18 protein-coding genes and 1 tRNA gene are annotated in these 20,796 nt (G+C 32.4%); 7 read left to right on the top strand and 12 right to left on the bottom strand.

Translation table 11 applies throughout. The features are described from left to right. Positions 1 to 111 precede the first annotated feature (111 nt). From J3S90_RS06050 to J3S90_RS06035, 4 genes are all read right to left on the bottom strand, one after another. The gene (locus J3S90_RS06050; RefSeq protein ID WP_210645522.1) at positions 112 to 459 is read right to left on the bottom strand and encodes a hypothetical protein; all 348 of its coding nucleotides are present in this window, start codon (positions 457 to 459) and stop codon (positions 112 to 114) included. Positions 460 to 536: 77 nt separating this feature from the next. Beyond that, complete coding sequence (locus J3S90_RS06045; RefSeq protein ID WP_188049465.1) at positions 537 to 1,532, bottom strand: aspartate-semialdehyde dehydrogenase; 996 nt, start codon at positions 1,530 to 1,532, stop codon at positions 537 to 539. Between the two features lie 200 nt (positions 1,533 to 1,732). Next, on the bottom strand, positions 1,733 to 2,149 hold the full coding sequence (gene mscL / locus J3S90_RS06040; RefSeq protein WP_188049464.1) for a large conductance mechanosensitive channel protein MscL: 417 nt from the start codon (positions 2,147 to 2,149) through the stop codon (positions 1,733 to 1,735). Positions 2,150 to 2,242: 93 nt separating this feature from the next. Further along, positions 2,243 to 4,687 (bottom strand): bifunctional UDP-N-acetylmuramoyl-tripeptide:D-alanyl-D-alanine ligase/alanine racemase, encoded by a 2,445-nt coding sequence (locus tag J3S90_RS06035; protein ID WP_210645445.1) that lies wholly within the window; start codon positions 4,685 to 4,687, stop codon positions 2,243 to 2,245. Between the two features lie 221 nt (positions 4,688 to 4,908). Between J3S90_RS06035 and J3S90_RS06030 the strand changes: the two genes are divergently transcribed. Next, a complete protein-coding gene (locus J3S90_RS06030; RefSeq protein WP_210645443.1) occupies positions 4,909 to 5,514 on the top strand; it encodes a hypothetical protein in 606 nt (201 codons plus the stop codon). On the opposite strand, the gene J3S90_RS06025 is transcribed toward J3S90_RS06030, so the two are convergent. The 7 genes from J3S90_RS06025 to J3S90_RS05995 form a co-directional block, all read right to left on the bottom strand. Beyond that, the gene (locus J3S90_RS06025) at positions 5,509 to 6,210 is read right to left on the bottom strand and encodes a porin family protein (protein WP_188049461.1); all 702 of its coding nucleotides are present in this window, start codon (positions 6,208 to 6,210) and stop codon (positions 5,509 to 5,511) included. The genes J3S90_RS06030 and J3S90_RS06025 overlap by 6 nt on opposite strands. 389 nt (positions 6,211 to 6,599) lie before the next feature. Then, positions 6,600 to 6,684: transfer RNA gene (locus J3S90_RS06020), tRNA-Ser, on the bottom strand. A gap of 60 nt (positions 6,685 to 6,744) precedes the next feature. Further along, positions 6,745 to 7,773: an asparaginase gene (locus J3S90_RS06015; protein ID WP_188049460.1), complete on the bottom strand. Its 1,029-nt coding sequence runs from the start codon at positions 7,771 to 7,773 to the stop codon at positions 6,745 to 6,747. Further along, positions 7,763 to 8,899: a 1-acyl-sn-glycerol-3-phosphate acyltransferase gene (locus J3S90_RS06010; protein WP_210645441.1), complete on the bottom strand. Its 1,137-nt coding sequence runs from the start codon at positions 8,897 to 8,899 to the stop codon at positions 7,763 to 7,765. Before J3S90_RS06010 ends, J3S90_RS06015 begins: the two co-directional genes overlap by 11 nt. A 65-nt stretch (positions 8,900 to 8,964) precedes the next feature. Continuing rightward, positions 8,965 to 9,732, bottom strand: coding sequence for a TatD family hydrolase (locus tag J3S90_RS06005; protein ID WP_210645439.1), 768 nt, complete (start codon positions 9,730 to 9,732; stop codon positions 8,965 to 8,967). A 171-nt stretch (positions 9,733 to 9,903) separates the two neighbouring features. Beyond that, entirely contained in the window at positions 9,904 to 10,626 is a 723-nt protein-coding gene (locus J3S90_RS06000) for a tetratricopeptide repeat protein (protein WP_210645436.1), read from the bottom strand. A gap of 2 nt (positions 10,627 to 10,628) precedes the next feature. Then, positions 10,629 to 11,213, bottom strand: coding sequence for an RNA polymerase sigma factor (locus J3S90_RS05995; RefSeq protein WP_210645434.1), 585 nt, complete (start codon positions 11,211 to 11,213; stop codon positions 10,629 to 10,631). A 172-nt stretch (positions 11,214 to 11,385) separates the two neighbouring features. Here J3S90_RS05995 and J3S90_RS05990 point away from each other — a divergent pair, with 172 nt between their 5' ends. The 6 genes from J3S90_RS05990 to J3S90_RS05965 all read left to right on the top strand — a co-directional run bounded on the left by J3S90_RS05990 (position 11,386) and on the right by J3S90_RS05965 (position 19,500). Further along, on the top strand, positions 11,386 to 11,691 hold the full coding sequence (locus J3S90_RS05990; protein ID WP_188049455.1) for a hypothetical protein: 306 nt from the start codon (positions 11,386 to 11,388) through the stop codon (positions 11,689 to 11,691). A 16-nt stretch (positions 11,692 to 11,707) separates the two neighbouring features. Next, positions 11,708 to 12,754 carry a hypothetical protein gene (locus tag J3S90_RS05985; protein WP_210645432.1) on the top strand — a complete coding sequence of 349 codons (1,047 nt, stop codon included), beginning with the start codon at positions 11,708 to 11,710 and terminating at the stop codon, positions 12,752 to 12,754. Between the two features lie 101 nt (positions 12,755 to 12,855). Next, positions 12,856 to 13,836: a hypothetical protein gene (locus tag J3S90_RS05980; RefSeq protein WP_188049453.1), complete on the top strand. Its 981-nt coding sequence runs from the start codon at positions 12,856 to 12,858 to the stop codon at positions 13,834 to 13,836. A gap of 230 nt (positions 13,837 to 14,066) precedes the next feature. Next, entirely contained in the window at positions 14,067 to 16,019 is a 1,953-nt protein-coding gene (locus J3S90_RS05975) for a PKD domain-containing protein (protein WP_210645430.1), read from the top strand. A 23-nt stretch (positions 16,020 to 16,042) separates the two neighbouring features. Next, positions 16,043 to 18,745 carry a CHAT domain-containing protein gene (locus J3S90_RS05970; protein WP_236023889.1) on the top strand — a complete coding sequence of 901 codons (2,703 nt, stop codon included), beginning with the start codon at positions 16,043 to 16,045 and terminating at the stop codon, positions 18,743 to 18,745. 314 nt (positions 18,746 to 19,059) lie between these two features. Continuing rightward, positions 19,060 to 19,500 carry a retropepsin-like aspartic protease gene (locus J3S90_RS05965; RefSeq protein WP_210645426.1) on the top strand — a complete coding sequence of 147 codons (441 nt, stop codon included), beginning with the start codon at positions 19,060 to 19,062 and terminating at the stop codon, positions 19,498 to 19,500. A 61-nt stretch (positions 19,501 to 19,561) separates the two neighbouring features. On the opposite strand, the gene odhB is transcribed toward J3S90_RS05965, so the two are convergent. Next, positions 19,562 to 20,791, bottom strand: coding sequence for a 2-oxoglutarate dehydrogenase complex dihydrolipoyllysine-residue succinyltransferase (gene odhB / locus J3S90_RS05960; protein ID WP_188049449.1), 1,230 nt, complete (start codon positions 20,789 to 20,791; stop codon positions 19,562 to 19,564). Between the last annotated feature and the right edge of the window lie 5 nt (positions 20,792 to 20,796).

The following is a 20,796-nucleotide window of genomic DNA, read 5'->3' as shown; positions in this document are numbered from 1 at the left end:
ACCTACGATCGAAGTATTCAAAAATGTATCTTCGAAGTAGGAATGATTTAGTAAATAATAAAAATATCCCACAAATTCAGAGTAATGATTTTGTGTAGAAATAAAATGATTTTAGCTATTTACAGGAGGACCACGAAGGGAATAGTTGCTACCAGAGAACGAAATAACAGTTTCTATCTTACTTTTAAAATAGGGTATTTCGCCAGCAACAGAATATAATTTATAAGAAAAATCTAAGGGAGTAAGATAGCTGCTTGTAATAAAATGACAAACATAACAATGGTCTACGTTATGATGCTGATGGGTTATTTCTGTACCTGAAACGTTGTATTTATGATCGCAATGCTTTTCTGAAAGTTGTTTTGCAATATGCTCATAGGTATGCACTGATTGAAACAGTATCGAGAACAATACTGTAATAACCAGAGAAAGACTTACTATGAGTTTATTCTTTTTCATGTTTGGCAAATGTAGTAAAACAAAAAACTACAACCGTAAAAGTTGTAGTTTTTTAATATTTTCTTAATCTCGTTGTTTTATACTAACTTGTTTGCAACTAAATATTCCGCAATTTGTATGGTATTAGTAGCTGCACCTTTTCTTAGATTATCAGCAACAATCCACATATTTAATGTGTTTTCCTGACTTTCGTCACGGCGAATTCTACCTACAAATACATCATCTTTACCCTGAGCATACATAGGCATTGGATAGGTAAATGTGTCATTATTATCCTGAACTACAATCCCATCAGTATGATGCAAAATACTTCTGACATCGCTTAAATCATAATCGTTTGCAAACTCTATATTTACAGCCTCACTATGACCACCAACGATAGGCACACGAACAGCGGTTGCTGTTACAGCAATAGTATTATCACTTAGAATTTTTTTAGTCTCACGAACTAATTTCATTTCCTCCTTTGTATATCCATTTTCTTCAAATGAATCACATTGTGGAATTGCGTTTCTGTGAATTGGGTATTTATAAGCCATTTCGCCTTTAACACCTGCATATTCATTTTCTAATTGTTGCACCGCTTTTACACCAGTTCCTGTAATGGATTGGTAGGTAGAAACGATAACGCGTTTGATTTTGTATTTTTTGTGCAAAGGAGCCAGAACTAAAACCATTTGGATGGTAGAACAGTTTGGATTTGCAATAATTTTATCTTCTTTTGTCAATTCACTAGCGTTGATTTCTGGAACTATCAACTTTTTAGTAGGATCCATTCTCCATGCAGATGAATTGTCAATAACGGTTGTTCCTGCAGCTGCAAATTTTGGAGCCCATTCTAATGACGTTTCGCCACCTGCTGAAAATAAAGCAATATCTGCTTTGAGATCTACAGCAGTTTGTAAACCCACCACTTTGATTTTTTTCCCATTAAATTCTATTTCTTTTCCTACTGATCTTTCAGAAGCAACAAGAATTAAATCATCATTATCGGAAATAAAATTTCTTTCGGCCAGGACTTTTAACATTACTTCGCCAACCATACCGGTAGCACCAACAACAGCTATTTTCATAGTATCTTTTTAATTTTGAACATCAATTTAAAAAAACAAAAGTAAGTAATATTCAAATCAAAACAAGGTGATTAACAAAAAATAACAAATTGTTTAAAATATAACAAATAGATTTAAATACAGTATCTCATACTTATTTAAAAAAGTAAAGCCATCTCGTTGAGATGGCTTTACTAATGCTATTTAGTTTAAAAAAAAGATTATTTTTTTAACAAATCTCTAATTTGAATAAGCAATTCTTCTTGTGTAGGCCCTGCTGGAGGAACAACTACCACAACTTCTTTTTTTCTTGCTTTTTCAGCAGCTCTTAAAACAATAAAAATAAAGAAAGCAATAATTACAAAATTGATAATTGCTTGCACTAAATTTCCGTAGGTAATCACTGCAGCTCCAGCCGTTTTTGCAGCCGCTAAATCTGGATAAGAATTTCCGTCAAGAGTAATAAATTTTTGTGTAAAATCAATTCCTCCTGTTAACAAACCAACAATTGGCATAATAACATCATCTACAGCAGATCCTACAATTTTACCAAATGCACCACCCATAACTACAGCAGTTGCTAAACTTAAAACGTCACCTTTCATTAAAGATGCTTTAAAATCGCTAAAAAATCCCATACTTTTCTTTTTTTTGTTATACCTAAATTTACTTTGCGTAAAAACAAAAATAGTTAAAAATTTAACATTTGATTATTTAATATCTAAAAAAATCTATTCCCTGTAAAATATTCGCTTAACACGTTGAGAAATACTTGTCAGAATTTCATAAGGAATGGTATTTAATTGTTGAGCCATATAAATCACTGAAGGATTTTGTCCGAAAATAATAACTGAATCTCCTTCTTTACAATCTATATCTGTACAATCAACCATCAACATATCCATACAAATGCTTCCAACAATGGTAGCTTTTTTGTTTTTAATAGTCACAAACCCAACTTCATTACCCCAAGCTCTTGAAATCCCATCGGCATAACCAATAGGAATAGTGGCTATTTTGGTAGATTTTTGAGCTCTATATTTCCGACCATAACCCACGCTTTCTCCTTCAGAAACAATTCTGATTTGAGAAATAATAGATTTTAAAGTCCCTACATTCTCCAGTTTTTTTTGCTCTTCTGGATCATTAGAAACTCCGTAAATACCAATTCCTAGTCGAACCATATCATACTGGGAATTAGAAAAATTACTAATTCCAGAGGTATTTAAGATGTGACGAATGGGCTTAATTTTTAATTCCGAGATTAATTTAGAAGATAACTTTTCAAACAAATCAATTTGTGATTGCGTAAAGTCTTTTTGTGAAAAATCATCGCTTGTGGCCAAGTGAGATAAAATACTTTTTACTTTAACGGTTGCATTTCCTTTTAAAGTAGTGATTAACTCATCGATAGTATTGGATTCAAAACCCAAACGATGCATACCCGTATCTATTTTTATGTGAATTGGAAATTCTTTCAACTCTTTTTGAGCAGCCATTTTAAGAAAAGCACGAAGTCCTTTTAGACTGTAAATTTCGGGTTCTAATTGATGCTGAATGATTGCACTAAAACTAGTGTTTTCAGGATTCAAAACCATGATTGGCATTTGTATTCCCATCGATTTTAGTGCGATACCTTCATCGGCAAAAGCCACTCCAAGATAATCAACTTTATGATGCTCTAGCAATTTGGCAATTTCAAATCCACCATTACCATAACCAAAAGCTTTTACCATTACCATAATTTTTACATTTGGTTGCAGTTTTGCTTTAAAAAAATTTAAGTTATAACTTATTGCATTTAAGTTTATCTCTAATACGGTTTCATGTGTTTTCTCTTCTAATAGCGAAACGATTGCTTCAAATTCAAAAGATCGCGCGCCTTTTATTAAAATAGTTTCATTATTAAAATCTAAATTATCATAGTCTGCTATAAAATCTGCCGAGTTCTTATAGGTAATACAATTGGCAAATTTGTCTTTAAACTCTGAAATCGTTTCTCCTATTCCTATAACACGAGTTATATTATTAGAAACAATCAAATCGGCGACTTTTGAATACAACTCTTCTTTATAAAGACCACTCTGAAAAATATCTGATAAAATAACTGTTTTATTATCGGACTGTTTTTGGCTTTCTAGAAAATCTAAAGCGATTTTTAGTGATTGAAAATCAGAGCTGTAACTATCATCAATAATATTACAATTGTTAATTCCGTTTTTTACTTTCAGTCGCATTTCTACAGGATATAAAAGCTGCATTCTATTTTGAATCGTAAGCGGATCGTACTTAAAATACACTAAAACCATTAAACAAGAAATGGCATTTTCTATAGAAGCTTCCTCTTGAAATGGGATGAGCAAATCAAAATAAAGATTACCATAATAAACTTTTAATTCGGTTTTGTCATTACTCTTTATTTTTTCGATATAAACGCTAGCCTGATTCTTTTCAAAACTCCAAGTGAATGCATTTTGTTTTGAAAGGATAACCGAAACATCATTCTGTTTAATTTGATATATGACAACCTCTGAGTTTTTGAAAAGCAACATTTTCTCTTTTCTTTTCTCCTCTAAATTGAGAAAACCTTCATCATGAGCAGAACCTACATTAGTTAATAATCCTATGGTAGGTTGAATTATTTTTTCTAAACGACTCATTTCTGAAGTAGTAGAAATTCCAGCCTCAAAAATCCCTAAATTATGTTGTTCATTTATTGCAATAACAGATAGCGGAACTCCCACTTGGGAATTGTAACTCTTGGGGCTCCTAATCACATTGTAATCTGGGCTTAACAGGAAATTAAGCCATTCTTTTACGATAGTTTTACCGTTGCTTCCTGTAACTCCAATAATCGGGAAATCAAACAAAGCGCGGTATTGAGCAGCAAACTCTTGCAAAGCGATCAGGGTATCTGCGACAAGATAAAAATTGGCCTTTTTTTCGCATCCTTCCGGAATATGATTGACAACAAAGTTACGAACTCCGTTTTTTATTAAATCATTTACATATACATGTGCGTTTGTATGTGAACCAACTAAAGCAAAAAATAAAGTTTGGGAGCCATTTTGTAAAGAGCGGCTATCAATAGAAACGGTCTCTAAACTCGTATCAAACTGATTGTCTACAAATGTTGTTGCTATTTTTTGAATGCTATTAAGAATTTTTGAATTCATTACACTATGAGATTGTTGTGTGTTTATTTTATAAGAGAAAAAAATTCCTCTTCTGAGATCAACTTAAAACTTTATCAAAAATAAGACTTCTTTTTAAAACCAAGACTTACATTTCCTAGAATTACCGTTGCAAAACCTTATTTAACAACTCTAAAGAAGACTCACAAATTGTGATTTTTTTGACAGATTACTTATATTTGCTAGTTAAAGAAACAAAACGCTTGAAAAAAATACTTCCCTCATTTTCTTATATTTTCCATCCGATATTCATACCGGCTTTGGCAACGCTATTTTATCTTTTTTACAATGATGCTAATTTTGTAATACAAGAAAAAATATTTGTTTTTTTTCAGGTCACAATTGTTACCCTTATTATTCCAGCACTAGTATTTTTACTTTTGCGAGCCACGGGAAACATTGATACAATTATGATTGCCAAAATATCTCAAAGAAAGATTCCATTAATTGTGCATTGCTTCTTGATTATATTATTAGTACGAAAAAGCATTACTATAGATCGCTATCCCGAATTGCATTTTTTCCTATTAGGAGGATTGATGAGTACTCTTTTAGCTCTAATCTTATTATTTCTAAAAAGCAAAGCCAGCCTGCACATGATAGCCATTAGTTCTCTAACCGTTTTTGTAATTGGATTGAGCATGCACTTTCAAGTTCAAAGTATAATTTTTATCTCCTTATTAATTTTACTCAATGGCATTATTGCTTCATCTAGGCTAGAGATGAATGCACATACGCACAAAGAACTAGTTGTAGGATTTTGCATTGGCGCTGTACCGCAATTATTGTTATTGCTCCTTTGGTTATAAAATATAGAAAATAATCCCAAAATTTAGCGCCTTCATTTTAAGATCTTCACCATCTATTTGGGCTGATTTAAACAGGGGATTTAAACCATAATACACGTAAAGATTTATCGTGTTGTATCCTGATGAAATGTACGCTCCATACTGCAATTTATCAAAATCGCTATTTCCAGTAATTTTGTCTTTACCTCCACTACCGTTAAAAACCGACTTGTCATACAAAAGATAACTAAATTTTATCCCTGTATAAATTCGCCAAAATTTATGACTTTCAAAAGTAGATGTTCGCCATCTAAATTCTACAGGAACATCAAAAGTAAGTAGCGAAAATTTATTTTTAGAGTAATTTACATCACTGTCTATAATGGAATATAAACGAGTATCTGAAGAAGAAGTAATCGATAAATTCTGATTATAATTGGAATAAGAAAGCCCTATTCCAGAAGCAATAGCTACCGTTCTTGACTTATTGATTGGCATGTCTCTCAAAAATCCACCAGAAAACCCAGAGGAGAATTTACTTTTAGACAAACCCGATGGTTTATTAGCTAGCGTGTTATAAGTAACTGCAAAATAAAACTGATCTTCTCTATACAAGGAATCTACTTTGACAATCGGAACCAGTTCAGGAGCTGAATTTTCTTGCGCAAAGACAGAAAAAAAAGAGAGAAAAAGAAAACAACTTATAAATAACCGCATATGTTTATGTTTTTAAAATGATTGATTCTCTTTATAATTCCTTTAGAAGAGTACAAATATAAGATATTGGAGTTTTTAAATGGTTTTAAATTAAATATATAAAACTTACTAAGATTGAAGCATTATTTAGAAAACGGCAGTTCAGTAGATTTGGTATTTAAAATTGAAAATTCATGATTTTTGACTTAGGTTAAAGCATTTATTCAACTTTAAAAAGGAAAAGCTTTAAAAGGATTACAGCGTTAATACCACAAAGTATTCTATACCCAATAAATAAAACGTAGCATTCGATACTCAAACCTTTTTAGTCTTATAGTTTTGCTAAACTAAAAAGTTTGACACGTTCTAAAACAAAAAATGCTTCCCTATCAGGAAGCATTTTATCTTTGCAGAGAGGAAGGGATTCGAACCCTCGATATGTTGCCATATACACGCTTTCCAAGCGTGCGCCTTCAGCCACTCGGCCACCTCTCTATTTTATTACGGCTGCAAAGAACACGAAAAAAAATGAGTTAGAAAAGTAAAATCTAATTATTATATCATTTCACCTCTTAACGAAGTTTCAAAAACAGTTTTGAAGTCTTTTACTGCTATGTTCTGACTTAATAAAAACATTAATTTTGTAATTGCAGCTTCGGTAGTAATGTCTTTACCAGAAATCACTCCTATTTCTTTCATTCCTGTACTCGTTTCATATTGTCCCATACTCACACTTCCTGCAGCACATTGCGTAACATTTACCACATACAAACCAGCCGCTATTGCTTTTTTCAAAAGATTTAAAAACCAATCTTCGGTAGGAGCATTTCCTGATCCATAAGTTTCTAAAACAATCCCTTTAAGACTTGGAATATTTAAAATAGCTGACAATACAGCAGTGGTAATCCCAGGAAACATTTTGACAACAGCTACATTGCTGTCTAAAACCTTATGCACTCTAAGTTCACTTATTTTATTACAAGGTAAAAATAGTTCTGAATTCAGTTTTAAATGTACCCCAGATTCTACTAAATCGGGATAATTAGGCGAGGTAAACGCTTTAAAATGTTCTGCATTTATCTTTGTTGTTCTATTTCCTCGGTATAATTTGTATTCAAAATAAAGACAAACTTCACTAACAACAGGCTTGTCGTCTTTTCTTAAGGAAGCAATTTGAATTGCCGTTATTAGATTTTCTTTAGCATCGGTACGTAAATCACCAATAGGCAATTGCGAACCCGTAAAAATTACTGGTTTTGCCAAATTCTCTAGCATAAAACTCAATGCAGATGCTGAATAGGACATGGTATCTGAACCGTGAAGCACCACAAAACCATCAAATGAACTATAATTATCCTCTATAATAGTGGCAATTTTAGCCCATTCTTTAGGATTCATATTCGAGGAATCAATAGGATGTTTGAAAGAAAGCGTTTCGATCTCACAGTCTAATTGTTTCAATTCTGGTATGCGTTGCAATAATTTACTAAAATTAAAGGCTTTTAATGCACCGGTTTCAAAATCTTTCCTCATACCAATTGTTCCACCGGTATAGATTAAAAGTATCTTAGATTTATACGACATCGTGGTATTTCAATTTATTCACAACAGGATTCGCATACATTGCTAGAAAACCCTCTAAAGCCACTGGATTATCATGATCGATTCGCATTTCTAGTCGGCGTTCGAACAGAGATTTTTCATTTTCAGTGTATAGATGTGCGTATTTATTGGTTTTATTTACAATGTCATAAGCGATAAAATTAGTAGGCCATAATTTATAATTGCTTAATATAGCATCATCAATCACTTGAGCCAAAGTAACTATTTGCTTATTTGAACTTTCGCCAATAGCTTTTATTTCTTCAATTTCCTTATCTAAAACAGTTCCAATGTGAATATGAATTCTTTTCTTTTGGCCCAGAGCACCGCTCAAAATGGTCATAAAGTCTTCGTTTTTCTCCTTTACATAAACTTCATTATTGGCTTCTGCCATTAACTGAGGCATTTTTAAAGCATCTGTAGGATCATATTCATAGGAAATAGAGACAGGAACGATCTTAATTTTCTTAAAATAATCCATCAAATTTTTCTCATCAGATCCCATTCCAAGCATTTTTAAAATACCAGGATTAGTTTCATCATTTCCGTCTTTTGTTCTTCCTTCACGTTGTGCGATCCAAACAGAACGGTTTTCATGTTGCAACAAATGCCCTATATATTCTGATAAAAGTTTTGAACTTTGTAGCATTTCTCTTGGCGTTAAGCCTCGTTGTACTAAAAAATTTCTGTTTAATTTAGCTAATGTATTCAAGAATGACATTTTAACTAAATTATCTCCAATTGCTGATGCGGTCATCACCAATTTATTCTCAAATAAAGCCGTATTCAATAAAGTGGTATCCAAAAGAATATCGCGATGGTTCGAAATAAACAAATAGGAAGTGTTGGGTTGAAGGTTTTCAAAACCGGAAGTAGTTAGTCCATCCGAGCTTTTTTCTAAAACTCTTTGCACGGATTGGTATATAACATTACACTGAAAATCGCGGATAGAATGCGTTTTATGAAGTTGTTCTTTCCATACTTCATCTGCAACCTCGGGAAAAGTAAAATTCATCAAGGCTTTCATCATTGGATGATTACTAACTTTTTGAAGTGCTTCGTTTATTTCGGAATCATAAAAAGGCCGAATAGCGTCAAATCTCTGCATTTTGGTTCTCAATTATTTAATTGGCAAATGAACAAAAAAAATATCTAAATAATGTCAATTCTACTTTAAATCCCAAAAACAGCTTTGGAATTCTCAGTAGTTTGCAACGCAATTTCATTAGCCGAAAGGCTGTATATTTGCGCCAACTTTTCAACTACAGCTGTTATATAACTGCTTTCATTTCTTTTTCCTCGATAGGGAATGGGAGCCAGATAAGGAGAATCTGTTTCTAGAACAATATGTTTTATATCAATTTGATCCAGGAATTGGTCTATTTTACCATTTTTAAAAGTCACCACACCACCAATTCCTAATTTCATATTATAGGAAATTGCTTTTAATGCTTGTTCGTGTGTTCCTGTAAAACAGTGAAAAATACCAAATAGTTCCTCTGACTTTTCATCTTCTAAAATTTGAAAAATTTCATCAAATGCTTCTCTACAATGAATAACAATAGGAAGTTTGTATTTTTTTGCTAATCGTATTTGACTTCTAAAAGCGATTTTTTGTTCTTCAAGATGCGTTTTATCCCAAAACAAATCAATACCAATTTCTCCTATAGCATAAAACTTTCTTTTCTCTAATTCAGATTCTACATGCAGTAACTCTTTCAGATAATTTTCCTTTACATAGGTTGGATGCAAACCCATCATCAAAAAGACATTCTCAGGATAGTTTTTTTCTAATTCGTACATACTTTCGGTGCAAGTAGAATCTATAGCTGGAATAAAGAAACGGGAAACGCCGGCTGAAAGTGCTCTTTGCATCATTTCGTCTCTATCTTGATCAAATTCTTCGCTGTAAAGATGCGTATGTGTATCGGTTATTATCATTAGGTATCAAAAATATTAGCTTACAAAAATACAACTATTACCTAAAAATTCCCAATGTAATTAAAGGCAAATACTGTTGGTTTATAATTTATACCGAATACAAAAGGCACTCCTTTTTAAATAAAGAGTGCCTTTTGTATTTTAAATAATTATCCTTCTATCTTAAAAAAATTAATCTAACTTGTTTAATAAGTCTTGTACTTGCTCATAATTCTCATCATCCGACGGAATTGTCAACAAGATCTCTTTACAAACTTTAAATTCTTTTTGTTTTAATTGGATTAATGCTAAACCCCAAAGTGCTTTATTTTTAAACACCGAACTTCCTAATTTTAACTCATTAAATACGCCTTCTGCTTCCTGAATTTTATTAGTTTGTAATAATGAAATACCATAAAAATATTGAATTTCAGCAGTTTTATTGTGTTTTAAAATCGATTCGAAAATCGGTATTGCTGTTAAATAATCTTTGGCATTGTATGCTTCTTCAGCTTGTTTCAAAGATGTAGTTTCATGACCTCTTTCTACAAAATGAGCAGTTTCAAAATGATTGTAATCTTCAAAATTTGGATTTGAATTGGCATTAAAAACAAACAATCCCAACAAAAGAACTACAGAAGCCGCAACTAAATACAACCACGGTTTTAGCTTAATTACCTTTTTATTCGGTTTAAAATGCGTTCCCGCAATTGACTTTACATTTTCTTTAAAGGCGTTGCGTTCTGCATCAACTGTAAATTTATTTTCTAATTGGGCTTGTACTTCTTTAAAATTTTGAAAATCTGCAGCAACTTCTGGTTCTTCAGAAAGTTGCTTTTCAAAAGCTATTTTTTCCGTAAATGTCATTCCATTCTGAAGATATTGATCAAATACAATATAGTTTTCCTCCTTCATAATTATTTGATTTTAAATGATTTAAAAAGACTGTTTTCCCGAATCCATTGTGTTAATTGTCCAGTACATAATGATTTTTTCTTGCGAACATAACCATAAGTAACTTGCAATTTTTCAGCTACTTCTTCCATCGATTTTAATGTAAAACTCAACTTTAAAACTTCTTGGCATTTGGCACCAAGCTTCTCGAACATTAGATCAAAAAGTTGCTGTTTTTCTTCAAAGATTTCAGTTTGGGCAAGTAATTCCTCAACAGGTTCGTTAGTAGATATAAATTCATCACTAATTGTTACCCCTTTATTAGAAGATTTTTTCAGTTCATTCAGCCATTTTCTTTTACACAATAAAAAAAAATACGCATCAAACGGACAAGTTAGTTGCAGTTTATTAGCCTTGGCTTGATTAAAAATCACAATAAGAACTTCTTGTATCACATCTCGGGCTTGATCTTCATCTCCTGAATTATTCCTAATATAAGAAACCACTTTTGGAACAAATTTTTTATAAATAGATTGAATAATTGCCGAGTTATTACTCGCAAGCCCATCTATATACATCTGATCGCTATGAATTATGTTATTCGCCATACAGAAAAATTTTATTGGCTAATGTAAAAAAAGAATATGAAACAAATCAATAGCAACAATCTGAAATACAGTTGTATTATATTTTTTTTTTTAAAAAATGGGGTAACAATTTTTAAACCTTATTGATATGGTAAAAACAAAGAGTAGCAAACCTTCTAAAAAAAAAATAGAAATGAAAAGTCAACAATTAAATTCAGAAGCTGATTTTGTTAAGTTTCACAAAAGGCTTTCTGACAAACTACATTCTGGTTTTAAAATCATAGAACAAAACAACAAATTGCCATACGTGGTTTTAGCTAAAGAGACAAAAAACATTGATCATTCCTTTCATCTTTTTCTTTCCTGCATCACGATGGGAATTTGGTTTTTTGTCTGGATCTATTTAATAATCAACTACAGGCAAAAAAAACAAATCTTGATGGCACTCGATGAAGATGGAAATGTTTTTGAAGACAGATGCTTACTCTTAAAAAAATAATTTAAAATTAGAAATCATGAAAAAAAACAACTACACTAGGAATCTTTTACAAATTCGTAAAAATTCTACTCGCCTTTTCTTTTCGCTTATTGTATCTATTTTCTTTTTCAGTTGTGATACACAAGATGAAAAACCTGCCGGATGTGCCGATGTCGAAATATTAGGTTACAATATAGAACAAGGATCACAAACTGGTAATTTTGGTTCTTCACTAAATTCTTTAACTGTACCAAATTTCACAGTACTTTCAGCGGTTACACAACCCGTGACCTTTCAATCTTCGGGAACAAATAATGCCGTTTTTAATCCTTTGACAAATGAATACCTATTAATTTCTGGTGAAAAAGGAATACTAACAAAAGTGAACACTGCAACAAATACTTCTAGCGCAACTGCTATTCCTTTATATTCAAACACTACCTTATTGTATCGAGTGGTTAATGCACCCGTAATTGTTGGCGGCGTTCTCTACTATGGTTGCTACGATTTTACAAATCAAATCTTCTCCTTGGTAGATGCTAATTTTAATATTATTCCAAGTTCTTCAACTCCAATTCCTCAAAACACATTAGCGGGTTATAATTTGCAAACCTTTACGGCGGCAACAGATGGTGTAAATGCGATTTATTTTTTATTAGGAAACCGAATCATTACTTACAACAATTCAAATATATCAACCGCAATCGTTTCGGCTGCGATAGCCTTACCAGCTGGTGGAAGTAGCGGATTATCCTTTATTTCTTTAGAGTTCAAACAAACAAACATCCTTTATGCCATAATGGAAGACGCAGGAGTTTCGAACTCAAAATTGTATGAACTAAATGTTTCAAACCCATTACTAATCTCAAAAACACCTATTTATAGCTTTGCATTTAATATAAATTCTGAATTCTATAGTACCGTTTATGACAACTGTAACAAAATTTTTTATGTTTCTACATTACAAGGAATCTCTGGCTATCCAAACGGACAAATCAGCAAAATAGATGTTTCTGGAACTCCAACTTTGTTAAGCACTACTCCTACAACCTTTGTAGAATTAGGACTAACACTAAAAAAATAAAAAATAGGGGTAACAAAAACACAATGCTATTGATATACCTATATAATTCAAAAATGAGAGTCCTAAGAGTACTCCGTAAAACAACCTAAAAACTAGAAATTATGAAATCAAATTTAAAAAACATCAGTCTGTTAATCTTAGCTACTATTCTATCGGTAAGCTGTAATGAAGATAACAATGACACTTTAACGACAGTACCAACCGCAACAAAATTTGCTACTGTGCGTAAAGCAGCATTAGATAAAATGACCCAGAAATTTACAATTACAGCAGGATCTGGCGTGACTACACTAACTTCGGCTAATGGAGTAAAAATAAATATAAACGGAAATTGCTTAACCAAAAACGGAAATCCCGTGACAGGAATAGTTGACATCGAATATGTAGAAATCTTCAAAAAAGGAAATATGTTAGTGACTAACAAACCTACGATGGGAATTATGCCAAATGGCGACAGAGCGCTACTAATCTCAGGCGGAGAATTCTTCATCAAAGCGACTCAAGGCGGAGTAGATTTAGCCACAGGCTGTAACATGTCGTTACAAGTTCCCACAAATTTAACTGGTGGACTGGATAATGCCATGATATTATGGAACGGAATTATAGATGCTAACGGTAATTTAGCATGGAAAAATGCAGTTGATGCTACAGGAGCAAATGGCGGACAAGGAGGAGTAAAAGGCGAAGGAAATAACTACTTCGTAAGTTTTGGTCACTTTGGTTGGACTAATGTGGATCGTTTTTATAGTGATCCTAGACCAAAAACTACAATTTTAGTAGCTGCACCACAAGGATACGACAATACAAATAGTGCCATTTATCTTTCTTATGATGGCGAAGGTCAAAATGCTTTAGCACACCTAGACACCTTTACAACCGCAGGTTTGTTTAGCGAACATTATGGTCAAATTCCAATAGGTTTAGCTTGTCACGTTATTTTTGCTACCGAAGATAACGGACAATGGAGATATGCTATCAAAGCCGTAACTGTACAAGCAAATGACATTTACACCTTTACTTTATCCGAGACTACCGTAGGAAGTGAAGCTCAACTAATAGCCGCAATCAATGCAATACAATAACTTACACTAACATTTTTTTGTAAAGTGGTGATTTGCTCACCACTTTTTTCTATATTTAAATGATTTTCAAATCAATACAAATTAATTCTAATGAATAAATAAGCTAATTATCTGGAGCTATTCCTGCTATTCGTTACAATCTTTTTAGTAACATTACAGTACCGAAACCGGCACTGTAATACTACTAAAAAGGATTTTCACTGCTATCAGGGCTAAAAAAACATCCGATTATGAGAACATTTTTAGTAATTTTAATCTGCTTTTGCACTCATACAAGTTTTTCGCAAACTAAAGTAAAAGACACCATCACCCGACGCGCCACTATTCTTTACAATCAAAACGGAAATAGGGTTTCATACAAACCAGAAACACCACCATTAATACCCATTGCTGGAGCGCCAAAACCCAGCTTTTCTTATTTATGGGAACTTGGAGATGGACATTATAGCAAAGAAGCCGAACCCAAACACGTTTATAAAAACAAAGGAACTTATAACGCCAGACTCACCGTAACTAACAATTACGACAATGGGAAACCACCTGCAACACGACCTAAAAAAGTAGTTATCAACGAGATTTCTAGTACAGAATATAAAGACATCGCTTCGATAGCGGACCAAAACGGATTTGCCATTCAAAAAAATTGCGATCCCATTCCAGAGCAAGAAATAGTTGTAATCCTAAGTTATCAAAATCTCGAAAACTATGTTAGTAATGGTAAATTATATTTGTTTTACAACGAAAAGCAATTCAAGAATAAAAATTTCGAATTAGTCGATTTTAGAGCACATGCTGGCGAGAGAGAAATCAAAGAAAACAACATTGCAGCGATAAACGATCTTGAAAATTCTGGTTCTTATTTAGCTTCTAGCGAAAATTCGGCTCCAGCCAAAAAACACAACTACAAAGCTACAGAAGAAGATCTAGAGACCACTTTAAAAACGGCATACGAAACATTTAAAGATGTTTCTATTTTAGAATTTGACGACTGCAACCCATTAGAAACGCGAAATATTTTTTATACGTTCCAAACAACGCCCGAAATGATAAAAGATACTAGTGCCACGGTAACCATGCGCGGTATATTTATCCCCAATCGAAGTTTTAAAAACCATAAAATAAAAAACTTAGAAATGGAAATTGTCACTTCACACGATCCAAATAAAATGGGCTCTAATGGCAGTTTTATGAATTATAGATTGGTCCGTTTTAAAAGAGTCAATTTTAAAACTCGTTTTCAAAACAACGGAGAAGGTCCCGCTCGACTAATACGTTTAGAAACTGACATACCTGATATGTTTGATAAAAAAACATTTCAAATTGAGGATATGTACCCCAAATGTCCTATTTGTCCAAAAGATGAAATTCCCACTACAAGTTGTTTAGACACTATTATTAAACAAAAACAAATTATATTTACTTTCAAGAATATCTATTTGCCTGGAAGCGAGCAAAAAAATGTAAAAGAAAAAGACAGCACCAAAGGTTTTGTAAAATATTCAATGAAATTTAATGAGGATTTCCACAAAATAAAGACAAAGAGTCGAACAGCGATTATCTTTGATAAAAACGAACCAATCATTACTAATTACGCCACGACGCGCTTCCTTCCTGGAATTTCTATTGGTGCAAAAGCAGGTTACAATTTATACCCTAGTTTAAAAAATTCTAAAAGCTATTTTGCTGGCGCCACCATTTCTCCTTTTAAATCGTACCGTTTCTATTGGCAAGCAGAGTTTGTTAACAGTTTGCATACTTATGATAGCAAAATAAAAATAGTCGAAGATTTTTTAGACAATCCTAATGGAACAAGACAGCTACAGCGCACCACAACACAAAATAGTTATAGTAATATAAATTGGGAAATTCCAGTTTTAATACGTTACAACATCAATAACTATGTAGGAATTGGTGCTGGTGTACAAGTAAATACAAATGCATCAGAAAAACAAAAACAAGAAATAACTATAGAAACTTTTGAAAGTGTCAAGGGTAATTTTTTGATCAATACAAAAAATGATTCCGCTTCAAATTCTACTACATTTAGCAATTTCAAAACAGGATTACTTTTTGACTTAACACTTGGCGCAGCAAGAATAGGCCCTAGTTTAGGAGCGAGATATGTGGTAAATTTCAAAGAAAACTTTAACTATTTGCAGTTTTATGGAATATGGAAATTTTAACATTCTTTAAGCATAACAAAGATTTGTCATTCCTAATAAGGAGGTTTTTCAATAAATGGTATTTTTACTATACTAGCATTAAAACTTACTGCGAATCCATTTTTACTGTTTTCCTATTTCTTATTTCATTTTCAATTTCAGCACAAAAATCGGTTTCTCAAGAAGATAAAATATACTTTGCCGTAGATAGCTTTGTAACAAATCCTACTGAAGAAAATTTAAATGAATTAGCGCTTTTTTCTCAAACTATTTTTCCAAAATTAGACTTAAAAAACAAAGACGAATTACTGTCTTTCGTTATTTTAAATTGTAACAAAGGCTATTATGAGAACCAATTTGGCAAAATAAACAAAGCAATTTCCAGCTATGAAAAAGCGTGGCGAATGTATCAAACCAATAATTTAAAAAACTATGAAATAGTTGAATTCTGTTTAAAGCCACTTGGAAATTTATACACTACTATTGGTGATTATGATAATGCTGAAAACACAATAAAACAATATTATTATATTGCGACAAAAAGCAATAATGAAGAACAGCAATATGCAGCAGTACTCAATCTATCAAATGTTTATCAAAATACAGGAAGAATAAATGAGGCAATTGATTTGCTTGAAAAAACGATTCATTCACAAAAACTAAGTGACAATCAGAAAGGTAATTTATATAATAATTTAGGCTCTAATTATGTATTACAAAAATATATTCCTACAAGTTCTAAAAGCAATAACAATGCTGAAAAAGCCTTTTTAAAAGCACTTTCGTTATTAGAAAAAGATAAAACTAACAATGAGTCTTTGGTGAATACCTATCGTAATTTATCAAACTTAAAACTACAACACAACGATCCTAAAACAGCCTTAGCATATTTTGAGAAGGCTAAAAATACCTTTGAAAAAATTCGCAATGACAATCCAAGAAAAAAAGCGCAACTATATTACGACCAAGCCAATCTTCTTTTTAGAACTGGAAATATAAAGTATGCTAGCGCGTTAATTTCTGAAATTTTTAGAAATTTAATTCCTAATTATTCCAATCATGTCAATAAATTACCGCAACAAAAATCTCTTTATACAGAAACCGTTTTACTGGATGCTTTAGATTTACAAGCAGCAATTTACGAAGCAGAAAACCAACCTGAAAAAGCACTTCAAAGTTATAAACTCGCTTTTTATATAGAGGAACTCTTTCAGTCCTTACTTATTTATGAAAACTCTAAAATAATTAGCCAAATACGAAATCGGAATCGTACTGAAAAATGTCTTGCTATTTATGAATCTTTATTTAAAAAAGACGCCAAATTAATTCACCTAGAAAATGCGTTTTTACTAACTGAAGATACAAAATCTGCTGTTTTAAGGCAAAGTTTAGTCACTTTTAAAAACCAATCAGCGATTCAAAAACATATTTCTGAACAACTGCAGATAGAAAACAACTTCATCTTAAAGGAACAACAAAAAGGCAATTTAGCTGATATTACAAAAATTAACGAAGCCATTAAAAAACAAAATAAATGGATGTTGCAACTAAAACAAACGACACCAGAAGCAGAAAAAAAAGTAAACCCAAAGCTCCGTTTAACTGATTTGTATAATAAGCTAGAGAAAGACAAAACCATATTGGTTGAATATTTTTCTGGAATTGAAAAAATGTATTCTTTTACGATAGAAGATAAAAAAATACACTTCAATTCTTTTAGTAACAACGCCAATACTTCTGCCAAAATCACGCAGTTCATCGACTTTTTCAATGAGGCAAATGCTATTGCAAATGCACCAAATAAATATAATGCTACTGGTAATATTGCTTATGAATTATTGAAATTACCGAAAAATTCTGAATATAAAAATTTATTAATAATTCCTGATGGTCTATTGTATTTTTTACCTTTTGAAGCTTTAATTACAAAACCTTCCGCAACCACCAATTTCGCTAAAATGAATTATTTGCTTCTGGACTACAACATCTGTTATCAAAATTCAGCACAGTTCTATTTAGCTTCAAGCACGAAAAAAAAGCAAGAAAGTGTTCTAGGTATCTTTCCCGTATTTGACAAAACATCTTATGCCTTAACTTACTCCAAGGACGAAATGCAATACATTCAAAAAAAATTTGAAGGAAATTATTTGGAAAACAGCAAAGCTACATTTGCTAATTTCAAAAAAAATGCAAATAACTATTCGATTATTCATCTTTCTACGCACGCCTCTTCCGGCGATCTCGAAACTCCCGCTAGTATTAAGTTCTACGATCAAGAAATCCTATACTCAGAGATATACTATTTAAATATTCATCCCGATTTAGTGGTTTTAAGTGCTTGTGAAACTGGAATTGGAAAATTATTTAAATCGGAAGGAGCCATGAGCGTGGCTAGAGGATTTCAATTGGCAGGAGCGCAAAATTTATTGTTTTCCTTATGGAAAGTAAACGATTACACTACTTCAGTCTTCATGGATTTGTTTTATAAAAACATCAAAAACAAGCAATCTTATCTAGAAGCGAATGCCAATGCAAAAAGAGAATTTTTACAAAACACTTCAATTTCAAACGCTAAAAAATCACCTTATTATTGGAGTGCATTTGTTTATTATGGTACTATTGAGAGTTCAGAAAATAATAATTACTTATTGTATTCGCTGTTGCTTCTAAGCGGAATTGGATTACTTTTTTGGTCAATCTATTTCTTTCGAAAACAAAAAAAAATAGAAAACACTAAGTTAAAATAGACAAAAACACTATTTTCTTAAAGTATCTTTGTTGATAAGCTAGTTAAAATCATAAGGCATATTGATTTTTGGGTAAGGTTTCAAAAATCTTGTAGCTCTATTTTAAAAGAAATACCTACAAGGTCGGAAAAAGACTTTGCACGAAAAAATATATTAGTGAATAATGTGAATTTAAGGTAAAAACAAATCTTAGTAATGAACCGATTAAATCTATGAATTTTTGAAACCTCATAAGTTTTGACATGAAATTCAACTTTTGATTGGCGTAAAAACTTTAGTGAATTCATACCCATAGAAAAATAATAATACCACAAATGAAAAACCTACACGATATCCTCAAAAAGGAAAACTATAAAAAAGTTAAATTTAAGATTACCAAAACCCAACATCTTTTGATAAAAGCTAAAATAAATGGTGTTTTAGGCAATTTTATTTTAGACACCGGAGCCTCTAATAGTTGCATCGGATTTGAAAGTGTAGATTTCTTCGTATTGGAAGCTAAAAAATCAAAAACAAAAGCTGCAGGTGCTGGAGCAACAGGAATGTTTACCCAAATGGCCACAGGAAACCATTTGCAATTAGGCCAGTGGAAAGATACTTCTTTTGATCTCGTCATATTTGACTTGTCACATGTTAATGAAGCACTTATGCAGTATAAAGCAAAACCAGTTCATGGCATTATTGGCGCTGATATTCTGATGAAAGGAAAAGCAATTGTAGATTACTACAACCATTATTTGTATTTGTTGAAATAAAAAAAATCCCATTTAACAATTTTTGTCAAATGGGATTTTAAAATTATAAAAAAAACAATTACTACAATTCGAATGCTTTTTTAGGATTGTTATCCAATAACAATTCCATTGGGTTTTCTAGAGCTTCTTTTACCGCTACTAAGAAACCAACTGACTCACGACCATCAATAATTCTGTGGTCATAAGAAAGTGCTACGTACATCATTGGGTGAATTTCTACTTTACCATTTACAGCAATAGGACGCTCGATAATGTTGTGCATTCCAAGGATTCCTGATTGTGGAGGATTGATAATTGGAGTAGATAACATAGAACCAAATACACCACCATTAGTGATTGTAAACGTTCCACCTGTCATATCATCAACAGTAATTTGTCCGTCACGTGCTTTAATCGCTAATCTTTTGATATCAGCTTCTACACCACGGAAAGTCAAATTCTCAGCGTTGCGAACAACAGGAACCATTAATCCTTTTGGTCCTGAAACCGCAATAGAAATATCGCAAAAATCGAAAGCAATCTTATGATCGCCATCCATCATTGAGTTTACGTCTGGATATAATTGTAGTGCTCTAGTAACTGCTTTTGTAAAGAAAGACATATATCCTAGACCAACACCATTATGTTTTGCCTTGAAGGCATCTTTATATTCATTACGAATCAAGTTGATTGGCGTCATGTTTACTTCGTTGAAAGTAGTTAACATAGCCGTTTCGTTTTTAGCAGCCACTAATCTTTCGGCTACTTTACGACGCAACATTGATAATTTAGTTCTTTCTGAACCACGAGATCCACCAGTAGGAGTTCCCATTGATGGTACTGCATTTACAGCATCATCTTTAGTAATTCTTCCGTCTTTACCAGTTCCTGTTATAGAAGCTGGAGCTATATTTTTCTCGTCTAATATTTTTCTTGCAGCTGGAGATGGAGTTCCAGAAGCATAAGTTGTAGTGGCTGCTGGAGCTGCTTTTGGCGCTTCTGCTTTCACTTCTGCTTTTGGTGTTTCTACCGCTTTTGCAACTTCAGCTGCTGGTGCATCACCTGATGGTTTTGCAGCTGCTGTATCGATGTGACATACTACTGCTCCTACTGCAACAGCATCACCTTCTTCTGCTTTTAACGTAATAATTCCGCTAGCTTCTGCTGGCAATTCTAGTGTTGCTTTGTCTGAATCAACCTCAGCAATTGCTTGGTCTTTCTCAACATAGTCTCCGTCTTTTACTAACCAAGTTGCAATTTCAACTTCTTTGATTGATTCCCCTGGTGATGGGACTTTCATTTCTAAAATCATGTTCT

Origin of the sequence: Flavobacterium flabelliforme (assembly GCF_017948675.1) — a bacterium.
Lineage (GTDB): Bacteria > Bacteroidota > Bacteroidia > Flavobacteriales > Flavobacteriaceae > Flavobacterium > Flavobacterium pygoscelis.
This window is presented reverse-complemented; position numbering and strand designations above follow the sequence as displayed.